The organism is Ruegeria sp. H7, assembly GCF_056532945.1.
The window spans coordinates 163000-187359 of record NZ_JBQFNZ010000006.1 but is presented as its reverse complement, the minus strand read 5'-3'; the positions used below and the strand labels follow the sequence as shown (position 1 = coordinate 187359).

Here is a 24360-nt window from a genome sequence, read left to right as displayed (position 1 = left end):
AAATATCCCGGGGGAGTCGCGGCCTGCCGCGACGGGGGCAGCGCCCCCTTACCCCGCGTCCGTCTTGCCGCGCCGATCCGATCGAAGACTCGCGTACAGAACATGCGTCCGCCACCGCCCATTGATCTGCAAATAGGACTGCGCGACGCCCTCGTATTTGAACCCCGAGCTTTCCAACAACCCTCGAGAGGCCGCGTTTTCCGGCAGACAGGCCGCCTCGATCCGGCTCAGATCCAAACGCGTGAAAGCGTGGTGAACAACCGCCCCAATGGCCTCGCGCATGTAACCACGGCGTGCGAATGCCTGCCCGGTCCAATACCCCAGCGTGCCCGCTTGCGCCGGGCCGCGACGAATATTGTCCAGCGTGATTGCGCCCAACAGCACGTCATCTTCACGCCGGAACAGGAACAGCGGAATGGCGGTGCCGCTGGCAACCGAGCGCTGCGCCCAGTAGACGCGATTGGTAAAAGATTTCCGGCTCAGATGGTCCTTGGCCCAGATCGGCTCCCACGGGGTCAGGTAATCTTTCGAGGATCGCCGCAGCGCGGTCCAGTTGTTGAAGTCGGAATGGACGGGCGGGCGCAGGCTCAGGCGCTCGGTTTCGAGTTTCAGCTTGCGTCTGCCCAACAGCATCACGCCGCACGCCTCTCCTGCAATTCCGCCAGCAACGGCGCGCCCGAAACGGGGCCATACAGCGCCAGCGCCGCCGGGGCCTGCACCGCCATCTTCTCGGCAAAGGCACGTACATCCTCGGTGCTGACCGCGTCGATCTTGGCGACCGTATCCTCAAGCGAGGGCACCCTTCCCCAGATCTGCACCAGACGCGCCAGGCGTTCCGCGCGGTTCGACGGGCTTTCCAGCCCCATCAGCATCCCCGCCTTCATCTGGGCGCGGGCGCGGGCGACCTCTTCGGGGCTCATGTCCTCGGCCGCGCGCTTCATCTCATCAATTGTGATCGTCGCCAGTTCGCCCACCTGATCGGCCGAAGTTCCGGCGTAGATCGTGGTCGTGCCGGTGTCGGCATAGGCCCCGGTCTGGGCAAAGATCGTATAGCACAGCCCGCGTGTCTCTCGCACCTCCTGAAACAGGCGTGAGGACATGCCGCCGCCCAAGGCCGTCGAATAAATCTGCGCCGTATAGATCGCATCGTCGCGGTAGCCCGGACTTTCCAGCGCCAGCGCGAAATGGGCCTGCTCCAACTCTTTCTCCTGCCGCGCCTCACCGCCGGTGAAACGGGCCGCTTCGGGGATCAAACCCTTGCGCGGTTGCAGATGGCCAAACATTTCTTCGGCCAGTTTCATCAGCGCATCGTGATCCACGGCACCCGCCGCGGACAGGATCATCTGCTCGGGTCCGTAATGCTCGGCCACAAAACCCGACAAATCCTCACGCGAGAACGCGCTGACCCGCTCGGATGGTCCCAAAATGGTCCGGCCCAAAGGCTGGTCGTGATAACTCTGCTCCTGCAACCAGTCAAAGATCACATCGTCGGGCGTGTCATAGGCCTGACCGATTTCCTGCAGGATCACGCCGCGCTCGACCTCAATCTCGCGCGGGTCAAACACCGGGTTCAGAACGATGTCTCCGATCACATCCATCGCCAGCGCCACATCGTCTTTCAGAACGCGCGCGTAATAGGCCGTCACCTCGCGCGAGGTATAGGCGTTGATATAGCCGCCCACATCCTCGATCGCTTCGGCGATTTGCAGCGCGGATCGACGCTCGGTTCCTTTGAACGCCATATGCTCAAGGAAATGCGCGATGCCGTTCTGTTCGATCCGCTCATGCCGCCCGCCGGCGGTCACCCAGATGCCGATGGCCGCCGATTGCAGCCCCGGCATATGTTCACTGACGATACGAAAGCCGTTCTTCAGCTGGTCCTGTCTGACTGTCACTCAGCAATATGCCTTCTGATATGATCCTCAAGGGTACCCAGATCATTGGCAATCCGTGTCACCCGTTCCGGACGTTCATACAGATCAGACATGCGGGATGGAAGAGGCGGATGTTCGCCGCTCGCCTTCTCGACCGCCGCCGGGAATTTCGCCGGGTGCGCGGTGGCCAGAGTGATCATCGGCACGTCCGCCGCGCGCTGCGCTTCAGCGACCTTGATACCGACGGCGGTATGCGGGCAAACCAGCTCGGCGCTGTGGGCGAGCGTGGATTTGATCGTCTCCAGCGTCTCATCCTCGGACGCGCGTCCAGAGTCGAAATTCTCGCGCAGCGCCTCCATAGCGCCCTGACTGACGTTGAAGCCGCCATTCTTGAGTTCATCCATCAACTGCGCCACGACGCTGCCATCCTCGCCATAGGCGTAATACAGCGCGCGTTCAAAGTTCGAGCTGACCTGAATATCCATCGACGGGCTGATCGAGGGGATAGTGTCGCCCTTGAAATACCCCTCGCCCGAGAGACAGCGATGCAGGATGTCGTTCTGGTTCGTCGCCACCACCAGACGGTCGATGGGCAGGCCCATGCGCTTGGCGATGTAACCGGCAAAGATGTCGCCGAAATTTCCGGTGGGCACAGTGAAACTGACTTTGCGATGCGGCGCGCCAAGGCTGGTGGCCGCCGAGAAGTAATAGACCACCTGCGCCAGCACGCGGGCAAAGTTGATCGAATTCACGCCCGCCAGTTTCACCCCATCGCGGAAGTCGAAATCGTTGAACATATCTTTCACGGCGGCCTGACAATCGTCAAAATCTCCATCCACGGCCAGAGCATGAACGTTGCTGTCGGCGGGTGTCGTCATCTGACGGCGCTGCACCTCGGAGACACGGCCATGGGGGAACAGGATGAACACATCCACCGCATCCAGCCCCCGGAACGCCTCGATGGCGGCCGAGCCGGTGTCGCCGCTGGTCGCCCCCACGATGGTCACACGATCCCCGCGCCGTTTCAGAGCCACCTGGAACAGCTGACCGATCAACTGCATGGCGAAATCCTTGAAGGCCAGCGTCGGCCCGTGGAAAAGCTCCAGCAGGAAGTGGTTCTCGTTCAACTGCTTCAGCGGCGCGCGGGCGTCGTGGCCGAAACCTTCATAGGCGCGGGCGATGATGTCCTTGAACTCATCCTCGGCAAAGGACCCGCTGACATAGGGCCACATCACCCGAAACGCGATTTCCTCATAGGGCAAACCGGCCAAAGCGGCGATCTCGTCGTGGCTCATCACCGGGATCTCGGCGGGCAGGTACAGGCCACCATCACGGGCCAGCCCGGTCAGCATCGCCTCTTCAAAACTCAGTTCGGGCGCCTGCCCACGGGTCGAGATGTATTTCATGTCGCGTCACTTTCAGAATTGGCACGGCTGCGCCACAGGAAGTACCCGGTCATCACGGCCCAGACCAGAGCCAGACCAAACCAGGTGATTGCATATTGCAGATGATCATTCGGAATGCCGGTCGTGCTGACGGGCAAGGGCGTGATGCCGGGGTCGGTTTGCGACCGCGCGATCAGCAACACCGGCTCTGCCCCCAAAGCAGCGGCCAGATTGGGCACGTCGCGGGCAAACCAGATGTTGGCGTCGATATCGGCGTCGGGCGTGTAACTGTCGATCTCATCGGGCCAGTGCAGGTTGCCGGTGATCTGCATAGGCCCGGTCAGGCGATCGGTCTGTTTCGCCGTGGTGGGTACAAATCCGCGATCCACCAGAATGGTCCGGTCTTGTGTGCTGAACGACTGGATGATGCGATACCCTGCGCCGACCTGCTTGACCGAGACCAGAACGTGGATTTCACCCGGTTCCATGTCGCCCTCGACGACGACCGGCAGGTATTTGTCAACACCCTCGGACGGTTGCTGCGGCAGCGCCACAGGGTCGGCTGAAATGCGGCTTTCAATTTCGGACAGCACACCCTGTTTCCACGCCAGCCTTTGCACCTGCCACACACCCAGCGACACCAGCACGCTCAAACCGGCAAGGCCGAAGATCAGCAGAAACAAAAAGCGGCGCATGGCGGGGGCAAACCTCATTGCAGGAACCGGCGTCTTGTTAAGGGCGGCGCGGGCCGGATTGCAACCACGCAATTGTATCGGGCGCAATCTTGCGCCCTTGAAGCGCTTTTCGTTTGTTTTGAATCAGAATACGCTGCCTCTCCCTTCGGTCGAACGCGCATTCTGATGAAAAAGTCTAGATAAAACGAAAAGCGCCCCAATCGAGAAAAAGCCGCCCCAAGGGGCGGCTTTTGCAATTGGATCACCGGATCGGCGTTACATCAGCGGGGCCTGGCCCCAGATGTAGACGGCGAAGAACAGGAACAGCCAGACGACGTCTACAAAGTGCCAGTACCAGGCAGCAGCTTCGAAACCCACGTGCTTTTCAGGGGTAAAGTCGCCCTTGAGCGCGCGGATCAGACAGACAGACAGGAAGATCGTGCCGATGATCACATGCGCGCCGTGGAAACCGGTCGCCATGAAGAAGTTCGAGTAGAACTGGTCGCCACCAAACTTCCAATCCTCATGCGCGAGCAATTCATAATATTCGAAACCCTGCAGCGCGGTGAACGCGATGCCCAGAACGATACCGATGGCCAGACCGTTGATCAGCGCCTTGCGGTCATTGTCGTGCACCAGCGCGTGGTGCGCCCAGGTGATCGCACAGCCCGACAGAAGCAGGACCAGAGTGTTGATCAGCGGCAGGTGGAACGGGTCAACCGCATGGATATCCGGCTGGATGTATTCAGTGCCTGCATAGTCGTACATCGGGTACATGCGATGTTTGAAGAACGACCAGAACCAGGCAAAGAAGAACATCACCTCGGACATCACGAACAGGATGAAGCCATAGCGCAGACCGATGCGCACGACCGGCGTGTGATCGCCCTGGCGGCTTTCGACCACCACTTCGGACCACCAGGCGAACATGGTGTAAAGAACAGCCACCAAACCGGCCCAGAACATCCATGGCGTGATGCCGTGCATCCACAGGACGGCTCCGAACAGCATCACAAAGCCCCCAATCGCGCCGACAAGCGGCCAGATTGAGGGGTTCAGAATGTGGTAATCATGGTCTTTTGCGTGTGCCATCAGTGTCCCTCACCTAAAGGCGTTAGTTCGTGTTTGTATCGGTCTGCGCGTCCAGGGCGGCAAAGCCCTCGGGCAGGTCAATTTCGTAGAATGTATACGACAGAGTGATCGTATGCACATATTTCGCTTCCAGATCCTCGACCATCTCGGGATCGACGAAAAAGCTGACGGGCATCTCTACCCGCTCGCCCGGTTGCAGCACCTGTTCCTCAAAGCAGAAACAGGCGATTTTCTGGAAATAGCCGCCGGCCGAATATGGCGCCACATTGTACGACGCTTGCCCCGCGATGGGGCGGTCGGTCGGGTTGTAGGCCTCATAAAAGGCCAGACCAGTCTCGCCGATGCGCACTTCCATCTCACGTTCAACCGGTTTGAACTCCCATGCCATGCCCTTGGCCTTTGAGGCATCAAAGCGAATGGTGACGGTGCGGTCCAGGATGTCTTCGGGGGCCGCTTCGGCCACGCCGGTGGTGCCGCCAAACCCAGTGACGCGACAGAACCAGTCGTAGAAGGGGACAGCGGCCCAGGCCAGGCTGCCCATCAGGACAACCACACCCACCGTTTGTGCAACCGTCTTCTGCGGGCCGGTCAATGCCATCAGTTCTGTACCTCCTCAGTCGCCATGCCAAAGTCTGTGCCCGACACTTTCACGACCGTCAGGCCAAAAATGATCACGATGAACGCCGCCAAGGTCAGGCCGACCCCAAGGTTGCGGCCAAAGCGGCGTTTATGCAGTTCGTGGCTTTTGCGCAGGCTCATGACCAGCCTCCCAAGCCGTAAGGTTTCAGCAGGGCTTCGACCAGAATAGCCCCGAAATGCAGGAAGAGGTAGAGAAGCGAAAGCTTGAAGAACCCACGCTCGACTTTGAAGTTGTCTGCCTCGGAATCGTCCTCGGTCCGGCGCGCGATCTGCCATGCGCCGCGCAGGAACAGCGCGTTCAGCACCAGCGCGACGGTCAGATAGACCGGGCCGCCAATGCCCGAGAAGGACGTGCCGACTGCCAGCAGGGCCAGCAGCACGGTGTAAACCAGAATATGCCAGCGTGTTGCGCGACGACCATGCGTGACGGTCAGCATCGGCACGCCTGCGTCGTCATAGTCCGAGCGCATGAACAACGCCAGCGCCCAGAAATGCGGCGGTGTCCACATGAAAGTCAGGGCAAACATCAGCCAGGGCTCGATCGACATCGACCCGGTTGCCGCAACCCAGCCGATCACCGGAGGGAACGCACCCGCAGCGCCGCCGATCACGATGTTCTGCGGCGTCGTGCGCTTCAGCCACATCGTATAGACGACCACGTAGAAAAAGATGGTGAAGGCCAGAAACGCACCCGCGAACCAGTTGGTCGCAAGGCCCAGCATGATTACCGACAGACCGGACAGGGCCAGCCCAACTGCCAGCGCCTCGCCCTCTTCTACCTTGCCGGAAGGGATCGGGCGGTTCTTGGTGCGCTTCATCACCCTGTCAATATCCGCGTCCCACCACATGTTCAGCGCGCCCGAGGCTCCGCCGCCGATGGCAATGAACAGGATGGCGCAAAAACCCACGAAGGGGTGCACCGCAACCGGAGCTGCCAGCAGACCGACCAAGGCCGTGAACACGACCAGAGACATGACGCGGGGCTTCAGCAGGGCGAAGTAATCGCCAAAGCTGGCCTCATCCGCGTGCGCCTGTGCGGTCGTTGCGCTGGCATTGATGCTTGCGTCGGTCATTCCTGGTCCTTTTGCGGCGAAAGCTGCGCGATCCACCGCGCAGCTGGCTGTTTATTGCAGACAGGTCGCCCTGCCCGCACAGTGCTTAGTTCGAAGCAACCTGATAGCTTTGCGGCAGGCCCGCATATTCGTCGATCGCGCCTTGCAGCCACTGTTCATAGGCCGCTTCGCTGACGACCTTCACAGTGATCGGCATATAAGCGTGGTCCTTGCCGCACAGTTCCGAGCACTGACCGAAATAGATGCCTTCCTTGTCAGCCTCGAACCACAGCTCGGCCAGACGTCCGGGCACGCCGTCCTGCTTCACGCCGAAGGACGGGATGGTCCACGAATGGATCACGTCCGAGGCGGTGACTTGCATCACGATAACTTTGCCAACCGGAACAACCACGGCAGTGTCGGTGGCCAGCAGCCACTCATCATCGCTATAGCCCGAGTCGGCCAGCTTGGCGCGCATCGCATCGTCCAGCACGAACGGAGTGACGTCTGCATCCGCAGGCCGCGCACCTTCGTCCAGCGTGGCCGGATGACCCAGCAGATAGCTGTCAAACGCGAAATCGTGATCGACATATTCATAGGTCCAGTACCACTGGTTCCCGACCACCTTGATGGTGATGTCGCCTTCGGGAATCTCTTGCTGCTTGAACAGCACCGGCAGCGAGAAGGCACCGATAAAGACCAGAATCAGGATCGGGCCCAAGGTCCACGCAATCTCGACCGGGGTGTAGTGCGAGAACCGCGCCGGGGTTGGATTTACACGCTGGTTGTAGCGCACGATGCAGTAAACCAGCAGTGCAGCCACAAACACGCAGATCAAGGTGATGATCACCAGAATCATCGTATCCAACTTGTGGATGCCTTCGGCAAGGCTGGTGGCCGCAGGCTGGAACCCAAGGCCGCCATCGACCGGCTTGCCAATAATCTCAAGCTCCTGAGCCATGGCGGGAAGGCTGGAGAGGGCTGTCATAAAGCCCGAAAGCATCAAAGCATTCTTCATGTTCTGTCCTGATCGTTTGATCTTTGCGTCCCTGGCGAAAAGGTGTGAATCGGTCGCACCTCTCCCGTTGTCTTTGGCCGCGTTAAAAACCATATTCCTGCTGGTAGATAAAGCAAAATGCTTGCGTCAAACAGACGCTATTTTTGATCTGGATCAAACCCGAAAGGTCCCAACCCATGGCTCAAGCCCCGTTTCGCCCCTTTGAAAACGCTCTGCCGCATGACGAAGCGCTGTCTATACTGCAGTCCGCGACAGCCGGGGCCGAGGACGGAGAGCTGTTTGTCGAGCGGCGAAAATCCGAGGCTCTGGTCTTTGATGACGGGCGTTTGCGCACCGCATCCTACGATGCGTCCGAGGGGTTCGGCCTGCGTGCGGTACAAGGTGAGGTTGCCGGATATGCCCATTCGACCGAGGTTTCGATCCCGGCACTAAAGCGCGCGTCCGAGACGGCGCGACTGGCCGTTGGCGACGGTGGCGGTACTCTGGCCGAGGCCCCGCGCGCCACCAATACGCGGCTTTACACGGACGAGGACCCCATCGAATCCGCCGCCTTTCCGGTGAAAATCGAAACCCTGCGCGAGATTGACGCCTTCGCCCGCGACCTTGATTTCCGCGTCGTGCAGGTCAGCGCCTCAATCAGCGCCGAGGTGCAAGAGGTCGAGATTCTGCGCCCCGATGGTGTGCTGGTGCGCGATGTGCGCCCGATGACACGGGTCAATGTCTCGGTGATTGTCGAACAGAGTGGCCGTCGTGAAAGCGGCTCGGCAGGCGGTGGCGGGCGCATTGGCCTAAGCGGGCTGCTGGATCCGACCGATTGGCAGGACAAGGCGCGCGAGGCGTTGCGAATCGCTCTGGTCAATCTGGATGCGGTCCCTGCCCCGGCTGGCGTGATGGAAGTGGCGCTTGGCCCCGGCTGGCCCGGCATCCTGCTGCACGAAGCCATCGGTCATGGGCTTGAAGGCGACTTCAACCGCAAGGGCAGTTCGGCCTTTGCCGGGTTGATGGGCCAGCAGATCGCCTCGAAGGGCGTCACGGTGGTCGATGACGGCACGATCTCTGACCGTCGCGGCTCGATCAGTGTGGATGATGAGGGCACGCCCAGTTCGCGGACCGTGTTGATCGAAGACGGGGTGCTGACCGGCTATATGCAGGACCGCCAGAACGCGCGCCTGATGGGCGTTGCGCCCACCGGCAATGGGCGGCGGCAAAGCTATGCGCACAAACCCATGCCGCGCATGACCAACACTATCATGCTGGGCGGTGAGGCTGATCCGGCCGCGCTGGTGGCCGATATCAAGGACGGTATCTGGGCCGTTGGCTTCGGGGGCGGTCAGGTGGATATCACCAACGGCAAATTCGTGTTCTCCTGCACCGAGGCGTATCGGGTCGAAAACGGCAAGATCGGCGCGCCGGTCAAAGGGGCCACGCTGATCGGGGACGGGCCGTCCGCGTTGAAGCGGTTTCGGGGGCTGGGCAATGACATGGCGCTGGATCCGGGGATGGGCACCTGCGGCAAGGATGGCCAATGGGTTCCCGTTGGGGTCGGTCAGCCCACGGTTTTGATGGATGGTTTGACGGTCGGTGGCTCGGCCGCCTGAGTCGGACGAACCAGTTATTCGGAAGGCGCAGGGTTAACCTGCGCCTTTCTTTTGGCTTCGTGTCAACGCGTTCCACCGATTGACAAAAAATTCACTGCAGATTTTGTTTTGTTAAATTTCAACAGTTTAGCGAATGTTCTTGCCATTTCTCGAAAGAGATTGCGTATAATTTTCCAAGATTCACAGGCTGTTAACCCGCGCAATCGTAAACCAGTTCTGCAATCAGGCGGAGCATCGGATGACCGAAGAGCAGCTTTCTTCCAATCACCCCCCACTCCCACCCACCACGGAAGAGGACAGGTTTTCCTGGCTCCGTCTGTTGCGCTCGCGCAAGGTTGGTCCGGCGACGTTTCGTCGGCTTCTGCGCGAACATGGCTCGGCGCAGAATGCGCTGGCCGCGCTGCCGGAAATGGCACGCGCTGCCGGAATTGAAGGGTATGAAATTTGCCCCCCCGGCGTGATTGAGGCGGAGCTCAAGGCCGCAAAAGCCGCCAAAGCGCGGCTTTTGTGCCTTGGGTCCGCCGATTTCCCAGATGTCTTGAACGATTTGTCCGACGCCCCGCCGATGCTGTGGGCGATTGGGGATACGTCCGTCCTGAAACGGCGGTCGATTGCCATGGTCGGCGCGCGCAATTGCTCGTCCCTGGGGGCCCGCATGGCGCGCGGGCTGGCGAAAGAGCTTGGCGAGAAAGGGTTCGTCATCGTCTCGGGGCTGGCCCGAGGGATCGATACGTCCGCACATTTGGCCTCGGTCGATACCGGGACGATTGCGGTTATGGCCGGTGGTGTGGATGTGATCTACCCGGCTGAGAATACGGATCTTGCACGGGACATTGCCGAAACCGGCCTGCGCTTGTCCGAACAACCCATCGGCGTGACCCCGCAGGCGCGGCATTTTCCGCGCCGCAACCGGATCATTTCAGGTCTGGCGCAAGCGGTTGTGGTGGTTGAAGCCGCAGCCAAATCCGGCAGCCTGATCACGGCCCGCGACGCTTTGGATCAGGGGCGCGAGGTTCTGGCCGTGCCCGGACATCCGTTTGATGCACGCGCCGCGGGGTGCAATCTGCTGATCCGCGACGGGGCAACTTTAGTGCGCTCGGCGGAGGATGTGATTGACGCCTTGCCACCTGAACACGCCGAGATGTTCAGGGAACCGCTCTCCCCGGTTGCACCCGACCCAAAGCCAGCCTCCAACCCTGCCGCGCTGCATAACGAAATTCTGATGCGGCTGGGGCCCTCACCCATTGCCGAGGACCAGTTGATCCGAGACATCGCCGCGACCGCAGGGGAAATCGGCCCCATTCTGGTCGATCTGGAACTGGATGGGCGGATTCAACGCCAACCCGGCGGTCTTCTGTCCTTGGCCGGTTGACGCCAAAGTGGCGACAAAACGGGCCGTTAGCCCACCGGAAGACGCACCAAATCGACGCGCCCCCGCCGGTGACCAAAGGAACGCATTGACAATTCGATCTTGCCGCACACATTTTGCACGGCCATACAAAGCGCAAAGCCCGTCGAGCGAGGATTCCTCTTAAATGCCCGTAGTTGTTGTAGAATCTCCGGCCAAAGCAAAAACGATCAACAAGTATCTTGGCCCCGACTACACGGTTCTGGCCTCATACGGTCATGTTCGCGACCTGCCGCCCAAGGACGGATCTGTCGATCCCGACCATGAATTTTCGATGAAATGGGAGGTTGGAAATGACAGCCGTAAGCATGTCAAAGCCATTGCCGACGCGCTGAAGGAAGACAACGCGCTGATCCTCGCCACCGACCCCGATCGCGAGGGCGAGGCGATCAGCTGGCACCTGCAAGAGGCGCTGACCAAGCGCCGCTCGATCAAAAAGGACACACCGGTCAGCCGCGTCACCTTCAACGCCATCACCAAAGAGGCAGTGACCGAGGCGATGCAGAACCCGCGTCAGGTCGACATGCCGCTGGTCGAGGCGTATCTGGCCCGTCGCGCGCTGGACTATCTGGTGGGCTTCAACCTCTCTCCGGTTCTATGGCGCAAACTGCCGGGTGCCCGGTCGGCAGGCCGGGTGCAATCGGTCTGCCTGCGCCTGATCGTCGAGCGCGAGATGGAGATCGAGGCGTTCAAACCGGTTGAATACTGGTCCGTGCGCGCGCTGTTCGAAACACCGCGCGGCCAGACCTATGAGGCGCGTCTGGTCACTCTGGCCGGGAAGAAACTGGATAAGCACGATCTGGCCAATGCCACGCAGGCGGAACTGGCGGTTCAGGCGATCACCAGCCGTGCGCTGAGCGTTACCTCGGTCGAGGCCAAGCCTGCGGCCCGCAACCCCAGCGCGCCCTTCATGACCTCAACCCTGCAGCAGGAGGCCAGCCGCAAGTTCGGCATGGGCGCACGTCACGCGATGCAGGTGGCGCAGCGGTTGTATGAGGCCGGATATATCACCTATATGCGGACCGACGGCATCGACATGGCGCCCGAGGCTGTAGCCGCCACGCGTGAGACAATCGCGGATCGTTATGGTTCCGAATATGTGCCAGACAGCCCGCGCATGTATAAGAACAAGGCCAAGAACGCGCAGGAAGCCCACGAATGTATCCGCCCGACGGATATGTCGCGCGACGCCAAGGCACTGAAAGTCACGGATGAAGATCAACGCAAACTTTACGATCTGATCTGGAAACGCACCATTGCCTGTCAGATGGCCGCTGCACGGCTGGAACGCACAACCGTCGAGATCGGCAGCGATGACGGTCAGGTCGGCCTGCGCGCCACCGGTCAGGTGGTGCTGTTCGACGGATTCATGCGCGTCTACGAAGAAGGCCGCGACGATGTGGCCGACGATGACGAAAAGCGCCTGCCGCAGATCATGCAGGGCGATCCGGCGCGGTTCGCCAAGGTGTCGCTGCGTGATCAGTTTGCCAAAGCCGAAGATAAAGCCGCCATTCTGTCCGACAACGAAGCCGTGCTGGCGCTGCAACATCACACTCAACCGCCCCCGCGCTATACCGAGGCCACGCTGGTCAAGCGGATGGAGGAATTGGGGATCGGTCGCCCCTCGACATACGCCTCGATCGTGACAACGATTCAGGACCGCGAATATGTGCGCAAGGACAAGAACCGGCTGATCCCCGAGGAAAAGGGCCGGATCGTCACGATCTTTCTGCTGAATTTCTTCCGTCAGTATGTGGGCTACGAATTCACCGCCAATCTGGAAGAAGAACTGGATGATGTCAGCGCCGGTGACCGCGACTATAAGGACCTTCTCGGCAAGTTCTGGCGCGACTTCTCGGCTGCGATTGGTGAGACGTCGGAACTGCGCATTTCGGAAGTGTTGGACAGGTTGGACGAAGCGCTTGCGCCTCAGTTGTATCCGCCGCGCGAGGACGGGTCCGATCCGCGTGTCTGCCCGAAATGCGGCGTGGGCCAGTTGCACCTGAAAACCTCACGCACCGGCGGCTTTGTCGGTTGCGGCAACTACCCTGAATGCAACTACACCCGTCCCATCGCAGGTGAAGGGGCCGAGGGCGAGGAACGTCTGCTGGGCGAAGATGCGGGGGACGAGATCTGGCTGAAATCCGGACGGTTCGGCCCATATGTTCAGCGCGGCGAACCAACGCCCGAGAACAAGAAACCTCCGCGCGCCTCGCTGCCCCGCGGGTGGAGCAAGGATGACTTGGATCTGGAAAAGGCGCTGACCCTGCTGTCCCTGCCCCGCCAGATCGGCGAACACCCCGAGGGCGGTATGATCACCTCGAACTTTGGGCGGTTTGGGCCTTACCTGATGCATCAGCTGGCCGACGAGGCCAAACCGGTTTACGCCAATCTCAAAGACCCCAACGATGTGTTCGAGATCGGCATGAACCGCGCCGTTGAGCTGCTGGCCGAAAAACGCGCCAATCCGGGGCGCGGTCGCCGTGCAGCCGCCAAACCCTTGAAGGAACTGGGCGAGCACCCCGATGGTGGCGCGATGCAGGTCCTGGACGGACGTTATGGGCCCTATGTGAAGTGGGAGAAGGTGAACGCCACCATTCCCAAGGACATCAAGCCCGAAGACGTAACGCAAGAGATGGCCATCGAACTGGTCAACGAGCGGGCGGCGAAGAAGGGCACCAAGAAAAAGGCGGCCCCAAAGAAGAAAGCCGCAGCGAAGAAGACGACCAAGAAGACAACGGCCAAAAGCTCTTAACTGCGCGTTGCGGCCTCGATCAGTCGGGTCATGACCTGAACATAAGGCTTTTGCGGTTGTCCTTGGGCAATGGCCAATGCTGCGCGGTCGTAAGCGGCCGACAAGACGTCGGACAGCGCCTCAAGTTCAGCGGATTCAACTTGCGGCAACGCCGCTGCAAGCCCCTCGTGCAGACTGCGGCGGCCGCCGCCTGCATCGATGGCTGCCATTTCCTCGTGTCCCAGCACGGCGGGGCCGTCAATCAGTAACAAACGAGCCCGCCCGGATACACGCATGGCCTGAAAGAACGCCATGCTGCCTGCAGTCATCGGCGCCTCGCCCGCGGACTGTGCGCTTTTGTCGATCGCTTGCGCCAAGGCTTCAGCCTCGGCCCTGACAACAGCGCGGAAGAGGTCCTGCTTGTCCGTAAAGTGATGGTACAGCGCGCCACGCGTGACATTTGCGGCGCGCACGATCTCGGGTGTCGACGTGTCCGCATACCCTTTTTCAACAAACAACGCGCGGGCGTATGAAATCAGACGGGCACGCATCGCTGCGCGACGATCTGCATTCGGTATGGGTGTCGTAGTTTTTTCTTGCATACATACAGCCTGTATGTTTATTTCAACATACATACAGATTGTACGTAAATTTGAAGGAGCGCAACATGAAGACCACACAATATTACCCCGTCATCCAAACAAACGATGTGCAAGGCACTGCCGAATTCTATCAAACTCACTTTGGGTTCAGCCCTGCCTTTGCCGCCGACTGGTACGTTCACCTGCAATCCGACACGGACCCCAGCGTCAATCTGGCGATTCTGGATGCCCATCATGACACTATTCCAGCCGCTGGGCGTGGTTGTGCCGCCGGGCTGATCCTGAACTTTGAAGTGGCCGACGCAGCAGCTGAATACGAGCGACTGACCCACGCTGGTCTGCGAATTCTGAAACCGCTCTGCGATGAAGATTTCGGTCAACGGCACTTTATCGCTGCTGACCCCAACGGGGTATTGATTGACGTGATCACCCCGATCCCGCCCTCTGCCGCCTTTGCGGAACAATACAGCGCAGATGCTTTGCCGACCGGGTAGAAATACCTACGCGCTTTGGTTTCATTGACTTCCCAATGACGTGGCGGCACAACCTGCGGCATCACCATGTCATTGGGGGAGTTTTCCATGAAGAAAATCTATGCCAATGCCTCTGAGGCACTCGACGGAGTGCTGTCGGACGGCATGCTGATTGCGGCTGGCGGGTTCGGCCTGTGCGGTATTCCCGAACTGCTGCTGGATGCGATCAAACAATCCGGCGTGCAAAACCTGACTTTCGCGTCCAACAACGCGGGCGTCGACGATTTCGGCATCGGTATTCTGCTGCAGACCAAGCAGGTCAAAAAGATGATCAGCTCGTATGTCGGTGAGAACGCGGAATTCATGCGTCAATATCTGAGCGGCGAGTTGGAGTTGGAGTTCAACCCGCAAGGCACTTTGGCTGAACGGATGCGGGCTGGCGGCGCGGGCATCCCCGGGTTCTACACCAAGACCGGCGTCGGCACCGTGATTGCCGACGGCAAAGAGCACAAAGACTTCAACGGCGAAACCTACATCATGGAAGAAGGCATTTTTGCCGATCTGGCCATTGTGAAGGCGTGGAAAGCGGATGACACGGGCAACCTGATTTTCCGCAAGACCGCTCGTAACTTCAACGTCCCTGCTGCGACCTGCGGCAAGATCTGCGTGGCCGAGGTGGAAGAGATCGTGCCGCGCGGCTCATTGGACCCTGACCAGATCCACCTGCCCGGCATCTACGTGCATCGCATCATTCAGGGCGAGCATGAAAAGCGCATCGAACAGCGCACCACCCGCAAGAAAGAGGACGCATAATGCCCTGGGACCGCAATCAGATGGCCGCCCGCGCGGCGCAAGAGCTTGAAGACGGCATGTATGTGAACCTCGGCATCGGCATTCCGACGCTGGTGGCGAACTATGTGGGCGACAAGGACATCACCCTGCAATCCGAGAACGGTATGCTGGGCATGGGCCCCTTCCCGATTGAGGGGGAAGAGGATCCCGACCTGATCAACGCAGGCAAGCAGACGATCACCGAATTGTCCCGTACCTCGTATTTCGACAGCGCAACGTCCTTTGCCATGATCCGGGGCGGCAAGATTGCTGCGGCGGTACTGGGCGCGATGGAGGTCGATGAAGAAGGCGATCTGGCCAACTGGATGATCCCCGGCGTGCTGGTCAAGGGTATGGGCGGCGCAATGGATCTGGTGGCCGGTGTGGGCCGTGTGATCGTTGTGATGGATCACACCAACAAACACGGCAAATCCAAGCTGCTGAAAAAATGCACCCTGCCGCTGACCGGCAAGAAGGTGGTGGACCGCATCATCACCAATCTGGGCGTTCTGGATGTGGTTGAAGGCGGTCTGAAGATCATCGAATTGGCCGAGGGCGTGACCGAAGACGAGATCCGCGCCGCGACCGAAGCGCAATTGGTCAACTGAACCTGACCAAAAAGAAAGCCCGCCATCCAAGGCGGGCTTTTCTATCTGCTGGTCTGAAACACGCACCCGTCCGAGATCAGATCGGGCGGTGTGGTGCACAAAGCCCGCGCAATCTGAAACGCCGCCAGAACTTTGGGCACATAGTCCCGCGTTTCCGCATAAGGCGGCACTCCGCTGTGTTTGCGCACTGCGCCCTCGCCCGCATTGTAGCCAGCCAGAACAAGAATCGGGTCGTTACCGAACTCTTCCATCAGCCAGTTCAGGTATTTCACCCCCCCGGAAATGTTCTGACCGGGCTGTAAGCTGTCGCTGACGCCGAACCGAGCCGCCGTTGCGGGCATCAACTGCATCAATCCCTGCGCGCCTGCGGAACTTACGGCATCGGCGCGCCCGGCGGACTCGACGGCGATCACGGCCAGGACCAAAGCAGGCGAGACGTTGGTCCCAACGGTCGAGCGCAGAATCTCGATCCCCTGCTCTTGCGCGATGTTCTGCAATGTCTGCAAACGGGGGGACCTGATGCTGGTCGCGGCCAGCGCGTTGATCGCATCATCCAGACGCCCCGCCCCAGCCTGCGCCATCTCGGGCGATACGCGATCCCAGAACGCCTTATAGGACCCTTTGGGATTGCTTTTGACGCCTGCGTCAGGCGCGGTGGCGGGCGGAACCTTGGCGCGTTTGATGATTTCTGGCACCACAAGCTCGGTGCCGGTGCTGGGCGCAGAGGGCCGTGCTGCGTGTTCTTCAGGTGAAATCTGCACGGTCACGCGCCGACGCTCGCCCGGCTGTGGTGCCTTGATCCTTTTGTATACGCCACGGGGTTCGGGCTCGGTCGCGACCGCGGGCGCAACACCAGATGCCAGAAACACCAGTGCACCGGCGCATGTAAGTGCGTCCCGGAGATTCATTTGCCTGCCTCATGTTCTCTTTTTAGGTGATTTGAACCTCAAAACGTCCCGCAAGGCCAGAAAAACAAAGCGAATTGGGGCAATTTCGCCTCATTTGGCGCAATTTTGCACCGCCCACCCCTGAATCACATCGATTGTTTGTATTTTTATCTCTTGTATTTCAATGCTTTACGCAAATCGTATCTAAAAAGTTAAGGTTGACGAAAAAAAATATGCGTTTGGCCCAATTCCTGCCACGCGCAACGGGCAAACATAGATGCATACCGAGACGGACTGGAGCGGACTGAGAGAGAAAGCTCTGAAACACGCCAAGGTTTAACAGACTTATTTTGATCCTTTAGGAGGGACGTAACATGATCAAGTTCTTCAAGAACTTCCGCAAAGACGAAGACGGCGCAGTAACAGTTGACTGGGTTGTTCTGACCGCAGCAGTCATCGGCCTGGCAGCCGTTGCATACAACCAGATCGAAGGCGGCGCGACCGGCCTGGCGACTGACGTGAACACCGCTCTGAACGCAGCGACCATCTCGACCGGCGACAACACCGGCGCAGAAGGCGGCATCACCACGGCTGGCAGCAACTAAGCCAGCGCTTCGCAAAAAAACAAACCGCGCCAGTTTGGCGCGGTTTTTTTGTTGGTGCACAAACATCAATAAGATGCACGCTGGGCTTTGCACGCAAGGGTCTCTTTTTCTGACGGCTCAAAGTGAGAAATCCGGCAATCCTCGGACTAAGGCGTGAAATTCAATCTTTGGCCGCATTTCCGCCACTGACATCACGCTAAAATGAACCCAGGAAACTTGCACCCGGAAATAGGGCTATTGGGCTCTCGGGAACTGAGAGGGCGGAGAGGAAACATGCTCAGATTCGTTAACCGATTTTCGAGAGAAGAAGAAGGTGCCATCACCGTTGATTGGGTTGTGTTGACCGCCATGATCATTGGGCTGGGCTCGGCATTGTTTTTTGCTATCTCCACTGCGACGGACGACTTCGGCGGGAATGTGAACACAGCCCTAACAAGCGCAACCATTAGCACTGGTGACAACGACAACGCCGGCGGTATCACCGTTGCCGGTACCGCTGGCGGAAGCTCAGGGGCTGGATCATCTGGTGGTAGCTCCAGCGGAGGGTCTTCTTCGGGCAGCAGTTCCAGCGGAGGATCGTCTTCAGGTGGCGGAACAGTGGGTGGCGACGGCTAAGGCCAGACGCAACTTCCCAAAAAATGAACGTGTTGACACGACCGTTGATAGCGTGGCTTTGACGGTCGTTTTTCGCGCACCCCGCCAAACGAAGTTGCGACTGCTCTTCTTCCTAGGTTCGGCTGCAATCCTGTAGACGAATAGTAAAAATCCACGCTTACTGGCAATTTTGTCCCACATTTCGACACAATTGCCGTTTAGGAATAATGCTGTTCAAAAGTCGCGCTACTGTCGCTAACTTTTTGACCGACGAAATTATGAGGTGCATACATGCGAGCGGTATTCGGACTTGTTCTGATTGTCGGGGTGGCTTTGGCCGGGGGCGCGGTTTACATGGCGCGCAACTATATTGCCGAGTACCAGAATGAACTCGCCCGCCAGAAGCAGGCAGCGGCCGAAGCGCTGGCGAATGCTCAGGTCGAAGTTGTTCCAACGGTGACGGTATACGTTTCGAATCGACCTCTGAAATATGGTGAGCGCCTGACACAGGAAGATGTGCGTGCCGTCGACTGGCCCGAAAACGCGATCCCGGAAGGCACGTTCACTGAAATTGCCGCCCTGTTCCCGGAGACCGGCCCGCAAGAGCGCTTTATTCTGAGAACAATGGAAAAAGACGAGGCCATTCTGGCCGTTAAGGTCACCGAACCTGGTGAGAAGGCCGGGCTGACGTCTCGTCTTGAAAAAGGAATGCGCGCTTTTGCCATCAGCGTTGATGTGGCATCCGGCGTTTCGGGTTTTCTGCGCCCTGGCGACAACGTGGACATTTACTGGACCGGCTCCAGCGGTACGACCGAAGGGAACACCGGCGGGATCACGCGCTTGATTCAGACGAGCATTCAGCTTGTTGCCGTGGACCAAAGCACAGGTTCAGATGTGACAGGGACAACGATTGCACGAACTGTCACCGTCGCAGCCACACCGGAACAGGTCGCTGCGTTGGCTCAGGCACAAAACACGGGCCGGCTTTCTCTTGCCCTTGTAGGGGTTAGCGATGAATCGGTTGCAACTGCGATCGAAGTCGACCAGCGAAAGCTCTTGGGTATCGAAGAGACAGCGCCTGCACCGGAAGTCGCCAAGGAACAGATTTGCACCACGCGCATCCGCCGTGGCGGCGATACGTTCGAAACCCAGATCCCCTGTACAAACTGACGTCAATTCAGAGCGTTACAGGTTAAGAGCCGCGCCATTCGCGCGGCTCAATTTTTTGTTATTGTTGCCTATTGTCCACATAAACAAAATTCCAGAAACCATTGATTATTGCAATAAATTCGGAATTCGCGCAGTCTTTTGAACCATAGGGCATAAGACCCAAAAACGAGGCGTGATCGGAGAGGCAGGTCACATGACAATACGTTCCTGGATCAGCGCAACCCTGCTGGGGTTGACGCTTGTTGTGGGCCCGGTCGGCGATGCCGCCTGGGCTGAAACCCTTCGCGTGGTCAAAAAGGGCACAGTGGAAACACTGGAAGTTCCAATGAACCGCGCGATCGTTGTTGAAAGCGAGCAACCTTTTGCAGAACTCAGCATTGCCAACGCGGGCATTGCTGACATTTCGTCGCTTTCCGATCGTACAATTTATGTTTTGGGTAAAGCACCCGGTCTGACGACGCTGACGCTGTTTGACGGCGCCGGTATGTTGTTGGCCAACGTTCGGGTCCGGGTTGCCCCGGATGTGACCGAGTTCAAAGAGCGTTTGCGTCAGATCCTGCCCGCCGAACCGATTGAGGTTCGCACAGCGAATGACGGCATCGTTCTATCCGGTACGGTTTCAAGCGCAGCCAAACTGGCCCGCGCACTGGAATTGGCGGAACGTTATGCGCCTGAACGCGTTTCGAACCTGATGTCTGTTGGCGGCGTCCAGCAGGTCATGTTGAAAGTACGGTTTGCGGAAATGAACCGCTCTGTCGCGAAAGAGCTCTCTTCAACGCTTTCCATTGCAACCGATGACTTTGTTGGTGGTTTCAACCCGCAAAACCTCGTGCCGCCTGTCACTGTTGAAAACGGTGTGCTGCTGTTTGGCTTCGGGGTCGGGTCGGCGCAGGTCAATCTGCTGTTGCAAGCCTTGGAAACCAAGGGCCTTGTCCGCAACCTTGCTGAGCCGAATCTGTCAGCTCTGTCCGGTCAGGAAGCGTCCTTCCTTGCGGGCGGCGAGGTTCCAATCCCGGTTCCTCAGGACGATGGTGTCGTGGCCATCGAATTCAAACCCTTCGGTGTCGAAATGCTGTTCACGCCACGGGTTGTGGACGGCGATCTGATTAATCTTGAAATGGGCACGTCGGTATCGAGCATCGACACCAGCTCAAGCTTCACGATCAACGGGGACAACGTTCCCAGCTTTATCGTGCGTCAAGCAAAGACCACCGTGGAACTGCGCGACGGTGAGAGCTTTGCCATCGCCGGGCTTCTTCAGGACAACTTTGTCGATCAAGCCAGCCAAGTTCCCTGGCTGGGCGATGTTCCCGTCCTTGGCGCCCTGTTCCGCAGCGCCGATTTCCAGCGGGATCAGAGCGAACTCGTTATCATCGTCACCGCACATCTGGTATCACCGATACGCGGCGAGGCGCTTGCTCTGCCAACCGACCGTGTCAAGCCACCCAGTGAGTTCGACCTGTTTATTAACGGTAAGACAGCACGCACGACCCGCGCAGGTGTAGGTGCCGCTTCTGAAGTCGCCAAACAGGATTTCGGCAGCTCATACGGCTACGTCCTGGATTGATGAGGAGGATAGACCAATGAACAAGTGGATCATCACACTGGGTCTCACGGTCGCCGTCTCGGCCTGTACACGTGAGGCCGGTTACGAAGCCGACCAAGGGGCCTTTGGCAACGCGACGCTTAACAACGTTCAGGTTATGAATGGTGAACTGTCTTATGCTGAGATCCTGAGCCGTCGCTTTGCGGCTGATGTGCCCAGCCAGATCAACTTTGCCTTCGACAGTTCGCAACTGGATGCATCCGCCCAAAGCATTCTGTTGCAGCAAGCAGACTGGATCAAACAATTCCCCGAGGCACGGTTCCGGGTCTATGGGCACACAGATGCCGTCGGTTCAAACAGTTACAACCAGAGCCTGGGTTTGCGCCGGGCGCAGGCAGCGGTGAATTTCCTGGTCCAACAGGGTATTTCCCGGTCCAGATTGGAAGCCGTCGTATCCTTCGGCAAAACCCAGCCCCTGGTTGCTACTTCGAATCGCGACCGCCGCAATCGCCGCACAGTGACCGAGGTGTCAGGCTTTGTGGACGGTGGCCCGCAGACGCTGGACGGAAAATACGCCCAGGTCATTTACCGCGAATACGTCGAAAGCGCGACGCGACCGAGTTACATTGAAGATTCTTCCAATGTAGCCGACTCGGGGAGCGGTGGATAATACGACAGAAATGGGCGACATCGTCGCCCATTTCCCTACAATTGGTTCTTTTGCGCCAAATTCTCGCCCAACTTCACAGCGACATTGTCAACAATTGGGTGACCTGCGGCCTGAATTGACCGCATAGGGGCGACAGCAAATCAACCGGCACGATATCCGTCCGCAAGAGAAGCTGGCCTCTCTCAACGAGGATATTGTTTATGACCAGCGCGACGCCGCAAGATGACAACACCGGTATCTTGGCTTGCACGATCAGCCGGGATGTCCAGAACTTCGACCTGCTCATCGAAGACATGGAAGCCGCGCTGGGCGAACGGTGGGGTGATCTGGGCTTTGCCGAAGCGCTGGCCTTTTTCAGCCAGCCCGAAGCCGAATCACTGCAGTTTGTTGCGCTGGCCATCGATGGCGAGGATGAGGATAACCTGTCTTTGATGGGCGAGATCATCACCCAGGCAAAAGACAAAAAAATCAAAGTGGTCCTGATCGCCGAGGACGTCACACCTGCTGCCCTTCACCAATTGCTGCGCAAGGGCGCGGACGAGTTTGTCCCCTACCCTCTGCCCGAAGGCGAATTGCAGGAAGCCATCGAGCGGATGAACCAACCTGACCCTGTTGCCGTTGCGCAGGCGGCCGCGGTGCCGCTGGCGGGCGGAGATGCCAAAGAAGGTGCCCTGTTCGTTGTGCATGGTCTGGCCGGTGGTGTCGGATCGACCACAATGGCGGTGAACCTTGCGTGGGAGCTTGCCTGTGTTTCCGACAAGGACGCACCGACTGTTTGCCTGATCGATCTGGATCTTCAATACGGCACCGTTTCCACATATCTGGATCTGCCGCGCCGCGAAACCGTGTTCGAAATGCTGTCGGATACGGCCAATATGGACGATGAGGTCTTCTCGCAAGCGCTTCAAAGTTATGAAGAAAAGCTTCAGGTGTTGACAGCGCCCTCCGATATGGTCCCGCTGGACCTGATCACGCCGGAAGACATTCAGCGCGTCATCGACATGGCGCGCAAGCATTTTGACTATGTCATCGTGGACATGCCCAAGACGCTGGTTCTTTGGTCTGAAACCGTTTTGCAGGCGGCGCATGTTTATTTTGCCATGATCGAGCTGGACATGCGGTCGGCCCAGAACGCGCTGCGCCTGAAACGCGCCTTGCAGGCCGAAGAACTGCCCTTCAACAAGCTGCGCTTTGCCCTGAACCGTGCACCCAAATTCACCGACCTGAATGGAAAAGGCCGGGTCAAACGTATGGGCGAAAGCCTTGGGATTTCGATCGATCTGCAACTGCCGGATGGCGGTAAACCCGTGATGCAAAGCGGCGATCACGGTCTGCCCTTGGCAAGTTCTGCGGCAAAGAACCCATTGCGCCGCGAATTCGCAAAACTTGCGAAATCACTTCACAGCCTGGGCAGCAGCAGCGCCGAGGCCGCGTAAAACCATCCCAAGGGGGGATAAGCCGTGTTTTCAAGATACAAGAAACAGCCCGAAGCGCAGCCAGTACAAGCGCCGTCGAAAGCGCCTGAAGCGGCTGCACCGGCAGCGGCCCCTACCCCAAACGCCGTGGCCCGCAAACCACTGCAAAAGAAATCGGCCGAGGCGATGGGTTCGGACCGCGACCGCAAACGCAAAGAGCGTCTGGGCGAGATTAAGATCGAACTGCATCGCGAGCTTCTGGAAAATCTGAACCTCGCAGCGTTGGAGAACGCGGGTGAAGCGGAACTGCGCGCGGAAATCAGCGCAATCGCCAGCGAAGTGCTGGAAGCCAAGAACATTGTTCTGAACCGCGACGACCGGACCCAGCTGAACAAAGAGCTCTACGACGAAGTCACCGGCCTCGGCCCGCTGGAAACGCTGCTGCAGGACGACACGGTCAACGATATTCTGGTCAATGGTCCGCAGCAGATCTTTGTGGAACGCGCCGGTAAGCTGGAACTCAGCGACATCACGTTCAAGGACGAAAAGCACCTGATGCGGATCATCGACAAGATCGTGTCCGCCGTGGGCCGTCGTGTTGATGAATCAAACCCTTATGTTGACGCCCGTCTGGCCGATGGCTCGCGTTTCAATGCGATGGTGCCGCCGATTGCCGTCGATGGCTCGCTGGTTTCCATTCGTAAGTTCAAGAAAGACAAGCTGGGCATTGACGATCTGGTCAATTTCGGCGCGTTTACCGAAGAAATGGCCGCCTATCTGCAAGCTGCCGTATCGACCCGTCTGAACATCATCGTCTCGGGCGGTACGGGTTCCGGTAAAACGACCACCCTAAACGCCCTGTCCAGCTTTATTGACGATGCCGAACGCATCCTGACCATCGAGGATACGGCGGAACTCCAGCTGCAACAGACCCATGTGGGCCGGATGGAAAGCCGCCCGCCCAACGTCGAAGGCAAGGGTGAGGTCAGCCCGCGCGACTGTTTGAAAAACGCCCTGCGTATGCGCCCCGACCGCATCATCGTTGGCGAGACGCGTGGCGCGGAGGTGATCGACATGCTGCAGGCCATGAACACCGGTCACGACGGATCAATGACCACGATCCACGCCAACTCGGCCCGCGATGGTATATCGCGTCTGGAAAACATGATCGCGATGGCCGGGATTGAAATGCCGATCAAGGCCGTACGCAGCCAGATCTCATCCGCTGTGAACCTGATCGTGCAAGCCAGCCGTCTTCAGGACGGCTCGCGCCGCATGACTTCGATCACCGAAATCACGGGGATGGAAGGCGACGTGATCTCGATGCAGGAAATCTTTAGGTTTCAACGTGTTGGTCTGACACCCGACAACAAAATCATCGGGCATTTCACCGCCACGGGTGTGCGCAGCCACTATTCCGAACGCTTCCGTCTTTGGGGCTTTGATCTACCGGCGTCGATCTACGACCCAACCACAATGTAGGAG

General features: G+C 58.8%; 24 protein-coding genes. 13 read left to right on the top strand and 11 right to left on the bottom strand.

Annotation, left to right across the window (positions count from 1 at the left end):
* Positions 1-48: 48 nt before the first annotated feature.
* From ACR0AC_RS14315 to coxB, 9 genes are all read right to left on the bottom strand, one after another.
* A complete protein-coding gene (locus ACR0AC_RS14315) occupies positions 49-633 on the bottom strand; it encodes a GNAT family N-acetyltransferase (protein WP_170454219.1) in 585 nt (194 codons plus the stop codon).
* Positions 633-1895: a M16 family metallopeptidase gene (locus tag ACR0AC_RS14310; protein ID WP_480874236.1), complete on the bottom strand. Its 1263-nt coding sequence runs from the start codon at positions 1893-1895 to the stop codon at positions 633-635. Before ACR0AC_RS14310 ends, ACR0AC_RS14315 begins: the two co-directional genes overlap by 1 nt.
* The gene (gene thrC / locus ACR0AC_RS14305; RefSeq protein WP_480874233.1) at positions 1892-3280 is read right to left on the bottom strand and encodes a threonine synthase; all 1389 of its coding nucleotides are present in this window, start codon (positions 3278-3280) and stop codon (positions 1892-1894) included. Before thrC ends, ACR0AC_RS14310 begins: the two co-directional genes overlap by 4 nt.
* A complete protein-coding gene (locus ACR0AC_RS14300; RefSeq protein WP_480874437.1) occupies positions 3277-3954 on the bottom strand; it encodes an SURF1 family protein in 678 nt (225 codons plus the stop codon). The genes thrC and ACR0AC_RS14300 overlap by 4 nt, the downstream gene beginning before the upstream one ends.
* Positions 3955-4209: 255 nt before the next feature.
* Positions 4210-5025, bottom strand: a complete 816-nt coding sequence (locus tag ACR0AC_RS14295; RefSeq protein WP_170454227.1) for a cytochrome c oxidase subunit 3 — start codon at positions 5023-5025, stop codon at positions 4210-4212.
* 22 nt (positions 5026-5047) lie between these two features.
* Entirely contained in the window at positions 5048-5623 is a 576-nt protein-coding gene (locus tag ACR0AC_RS14290) for a cytochrome c oxidase assembly protein (protein ID WP_170454229.1), read from the bottom strand.
* A complete protein-coding gene (locus tag ACR0AC_RS14285) occupies positions 5623-5784 on the bottom strand; it encodes a hypothetical protein (RefSeq protein ID WP_170454231.1) in 162 nt (53 codons plus the stop codon). The genes ACR0AC_RS14290 and ACR0AC_RS14285 overlap by 1 nt, the downstream gene beginning before the upstream one ends.
* The gene (cyoE, locus tag ACR0AC_RS14280; protein ID WP_170454233.1) at positions 5781-6737 is read right to left on the bottom strand and encodes a heme o synthase; all 957 of its coding nucleotides are present in this window, start codon (positions 6735-6737) and stop codon (positions 5781-5783) included. The genes ACR0AC_RS14285 and cyoE overlap by 4 nt, the downstream gene beginning before the upstream one ends.
* Positions 6738-6822: 85 nt before the next feature.
* On the bottom strand, positions 6823-7734 hold the full coding sequence (coxB, locus tag ACR0AC_RS14275) for a cytochrome c oxidase subunit II (protein WP_170454235.1): 912 nt from the start codon (positions 7732-7734) through the stop codon (positions 6823-6825).
* A 176-nt stretch (positions 7735-7910) separates the two neighbouring features.
* Between coxB and tldD the strand changes: the two genes are divergently transcribed.
* The 3 genes from tldD to topA all read left to right on the top strand — a co-directional run bounded on the left by tldD (position 7911) and on the right by topA (position 13495).
* Positions 7911-9332, top strand: coding sequence for a metalloprotease TldD (tldD, locus tag ACR0AC_RS14270; RefSeq protein WP_480874228.1), 1422 nt, complete (start codon positions 7911-7913; stop codon positions 9330-9332).
* Positions 9333-9570: 238 nt separating this feature from the next.
* Positions 9571-10704 carry a DNA-processing protein DprA gene (gene dprA / locus ACR0AC_RS14265; protein WP_480874226.1) on the top strand — a complete coding sequence of 378 codons (1134 nt, stop codon included), beginning with the start codon at positions 9571-9573 and terminating at the stop codon, positions 10702-10704.
* A 163-nt stretch (positions 10705-10867) separates the two neighbouring features.
* Positions 10868-13495 carry a type I DNA topoisomerase gene (gene topA / locus ACR0AC_RS14260; RefSeq protein WP_480626810.1) on the top strand — a complete coding sequence of 876 codons (2628 nt, stop codon included), beginning with the start codon at positions 10868-10870 and terminating at the stop codon, positions 13493-13495.
* Here the strand turns inward: topA and ACR0AC_RS14255 are convergent.
* A complete protein-coding gene (locus ACR0AC_RS14255) occupies positions 13492-14076 on the bottom strand; it encodes a TetR/AcrR family transcriptional regulator (protein WP_480626811.1) in 585 nt (194 codons plus the stop codon). The two genes, topA and ACR0AC_RS14255, sit on opposite strands and share 4 nt — an antisense overlap.
* Positions 14077-14141: 65 nt before the next feature.
* Here ACR0AC_RS14255 and ACR0AC_RS14250 point away from each other — a divergent pair, with 65 nt between their 5' ends.
* From ACR0AC_RS14250 to ACR0AC_RS14240, 3 genes are all read left to right on the top strand, one after another.
* Positions 14142-14570, top strand: a complete 429-nt coding sequence (locus ACR0AC_RS14250; RefSeq protein ID WP_170454244.1) for a VOC family protein — start codon at positions 14142-14144, stop codon at positions 14568-14570.
* Between the two features lie 87 nt (positions 14571-14657).
* The gene (locus ACR0AC_RS14245) at positions 14658-15362 is read left to right on the top strand and encodes a CoA transferase subunit A (RefSeq protein ID WP_170736892.1); all 705 of its coding nucleotides are present in this window, start codon (positions 14658-14660) and stop codon (positions 15360-15362) included.
* Complete coding sequence (locus tag ACR0AC_RS14240; protein ID WP_170520578.1) at positions 15362-15988, top strand: CoA transferase subunit B; 627 nt, start codon at positions 15362-15364, stop codon at positions 15986-15988. Before ACR0AC_RS14245 ends, ACR0AC_RS14240 begins: the two co-directional genes overlap by 1 nt.
* Positions 15989-16029: 41 nt before the next feature.
* On the opposite strand, the gene ACR0AC_RS14235 is transcribed toward ACR0AC_RS14240, so the two are convergent.
* The gene (locus ACR0AC_RS14235) at positions 16030-16896 is read right to left on the bottom strand and encodes a lytic transglycosylase domain-containing protein (protein WP_480874220.1); all 867 of its coding nucleotides are present in this window, start codon (positions 16894-16896) and stop codon (positions 16030-16032) included.
* Positions 16897-17249: 353 nt separating this feature from the next.
* On the opposite strand from ACR0AC_RS14235, the gene ACR0AC_RS14230 reads away from it, so the two are divergent.
* From ACR0AC_RS14230 to ACR0AC_RS14200, 7 genes are all read left to right on the top strand, one after another.
* Entirely contained in the window at positions 17250-17480 is a 231-nt protein-coding gene (locus ACR0AC_RS14230; protein WP_170632898.1) for a hypothetical protein, read from the top strand.
* Between the two features lie 273 nt (positions 17481-17753).
* Positions 17754-18095: a hypothetical protein gene (locus ACR0AC_RS14225; protein ID WP_170632696.1), complete on the top strand. Its 342-nt coding sequence runs from the start codon at positions 17754-17756 to the stop codon at positions 18093-18095.
* A 270-nt stretch (positions 18096-18365) separates the two neighbouring features.
* Complete coding sequence (gene cpaB / locus ACR0AC_RS14220; protein ID WP_170454253.1) at positions 18366-19244, top strand: Flp pilus assembly protein CpaB; 879 nt, start codon at positions 18366-18368, stop codon at positions 19242-19244.
* A 193-nt stretch (positions 19245-19437) separates the two neighbouring features.
* Positions 19438-20811 (top strand): type II and III secretion system protein family protein, encoded by a 1374-nt coding sequence (locus tag ACR0AC_RS14215; protein ID WP_170454255.1) that lies wholly within the window; start codon positions 19438-19440, stop codon positions 20809-20811.
* A gap of 16 nt (positions 20812-20827) precedes the next feature.
* Positions 20828-21460: an OmpA family protein gene (locus ACR0AC_RS14210; protein ID WP_170520576.1), complete on the top strand. Its 633-nt coding sequence runs from the start codon at positions 20828-20830 to the stop codon at positions 21458-21460.
* 200 nt (positions 21461-21660) lie between these two features.
* Positions 21661-22896 (top strand): AAA family ATPase, encoded by a 1236-nt coding sequence (locus ACR0AC_RS14205; RefSeq protein ID WP_170454259.1) that lies wholly within the window; start codon positions 21661-21663, stop codon positions 22894-22896.
* A gap of 24 nt (positions 22897-22920) precedes the next feature.
* Positions 22921-24357, top strand: coding sequence for a TadA family conjugal transfer-associated ATPase (locus ACR0AC_RS14200; protein WP_170454261.1), 1437 nt, complete (start codon positions 22921-22923; stop codon positions 24355-24357).
* The last annotated feature ends 3 nt before the right edge of the window (positions 24358-24360 follow it).

Coding starts and splice junctions, on each gene's coding strand:
- cyoE (WP_170454233.1), bottom strand. CDS start 6,737: ATGACCGACGCAAGCATCAATGCCAGCGCAACGACCGCACAGGCGCAC.
- ACR0AC_RS14225 (WP_170632696.1), top strand. CDS start 17,754: ATGCTCAGATTCGTTAACCGATTTTCGAGAGAAGAAGAAGGTGCCATC.
- thrC (WP_480874233.1), bottom strand. CDS start 3,280: ATGAAATACATCTCGACCCGTGGGCAGGCGCCCGAACTGAGTTTTGAA.
- ACR0AC_RS14235 (WP_480874220.1), bottom strand. CDS start 16,896: ATGAATCTCCGGGACGCACTTACATGCGCCGGTGCACTGGTGTTTCTG.
- topA (WP_480626810.1), top strand. CDS start 10,868: ATGCCCGTAGTTGTTGTAGAATCTCCGGCCAAAGCAAAAACGATCAAC.
- coxB (WP_170454235.1), bottom strand. CDS start 7,734: ATGAAGAATGCTTTGATGCTTTCGGGCTTTATGACAGCCCTCTCCAGC.
- tldD (WP_480874228.1), top strand. CDS start 7,911: ATGGCTCAAGCCCCGTTTCGCCCCTTTGAAAACGCTCTGCCGCATGAC.
- ACR0AC_RS14300 (WP_480874437.1), bottom strand. CDS start 3,954: ATGCGCCGCTTTTTGTTTCTGCTGATCTTCGGCCTTGCCGGTTTGAGC.
- ACR0AC_RS14285 (WP_170454231.1), bottom strand. CDS start 5,784: ATGAGCCTGCGCAAAAGCCACGAACTGCATAAACGCCGCTTTGGCCGC.
- ACR0AC_RS14315 (WP_170454219.1), bottom strand. CDS start 633: ATGCTGTTGGGCAGACGCAAGCTGAAACTCGAAACCGAGCGCCTGAGC.
- ACR0AC_RS14210 (WP_170520576.1), top strand. CDS start 20,828: ATGAACAAGTGGATCATCACACTGGGTCTCACGGTCGCCGTCTCGGCC.
- ACR0AC_RS14230 (WP_170632898.1), top strand. CDS start 17,250: ATGATCAAGTTCTTCAAGAACTTCCGCAAAGACGAAGACGGCGCAGTA.
- ACR0AC_RS14255 (WP_480626811.1), bottom strand. CDS start 14,076: ATGCAAGAAAAAACTACGACACCCATACCGAATGCAGATCGTCGCGCA.
- ACR0AC_RS14250 (WP_170454244.1), top strand. CDS start 14,142: ATGAAGACCACACAATATTACCCCGTCATCCAAACAAACGATGTGCAA.
- ACR0AC_RS14295 (WP_170454227.1), bottom strand. CDS start 5,025: ATGGCACACGCAAAAGACCATGATTACCACATTCTGAACCCCTCAATC.
- ACR0AC_RS14245 (WP_170736892.1), top strand. CDS start 14,658: ATGAAGAAAATCTATGCCAATGCCTCTGAGGCACTCGACGGAGTGCTG.
- ACR0AC_RS14205 (WP_170454259.1), top strand. CDS start 21,661: ATGACCAGCGCGACGCCGCAAGATGACAACACCGGTATCTTGGCTTGC.
- cpaB (WP_170454253.1), top strand. CDS start 18,366: ATGCGAGCGGTATTCGGACTTGTTCTGATTGTCGGGGTGGCTTTGGCC.
- ACR0AC_RS14215 (WP_170454255.1), top strand. CDS start 19,438: ATGACAATACGTTCCTGGATCAGCGCAACCCTGCTGGGGTTGACGCTT.
- ACR0AC_RS14290 (WP_170454229.1), bottom strand. CDS start 5,623: ATGGCATTGACCGGCCCGCAGAAGACGGTTGCACAAACGGTGGGTGTG.
- dprA (WP_480874226.1), top strand. CDS start 9,571: ATGACCGAAGAGCAGCTTTCTTCCAATCACCCCCCACTCCCACCCACC.
- ACR0AC_RS14240 (WP_170520578.1), top strand. CDS start 15,362: ATGCCCTGGGACCGCAATCAGATGGCCGCCCGCGCGGCGCAAGAGCTT.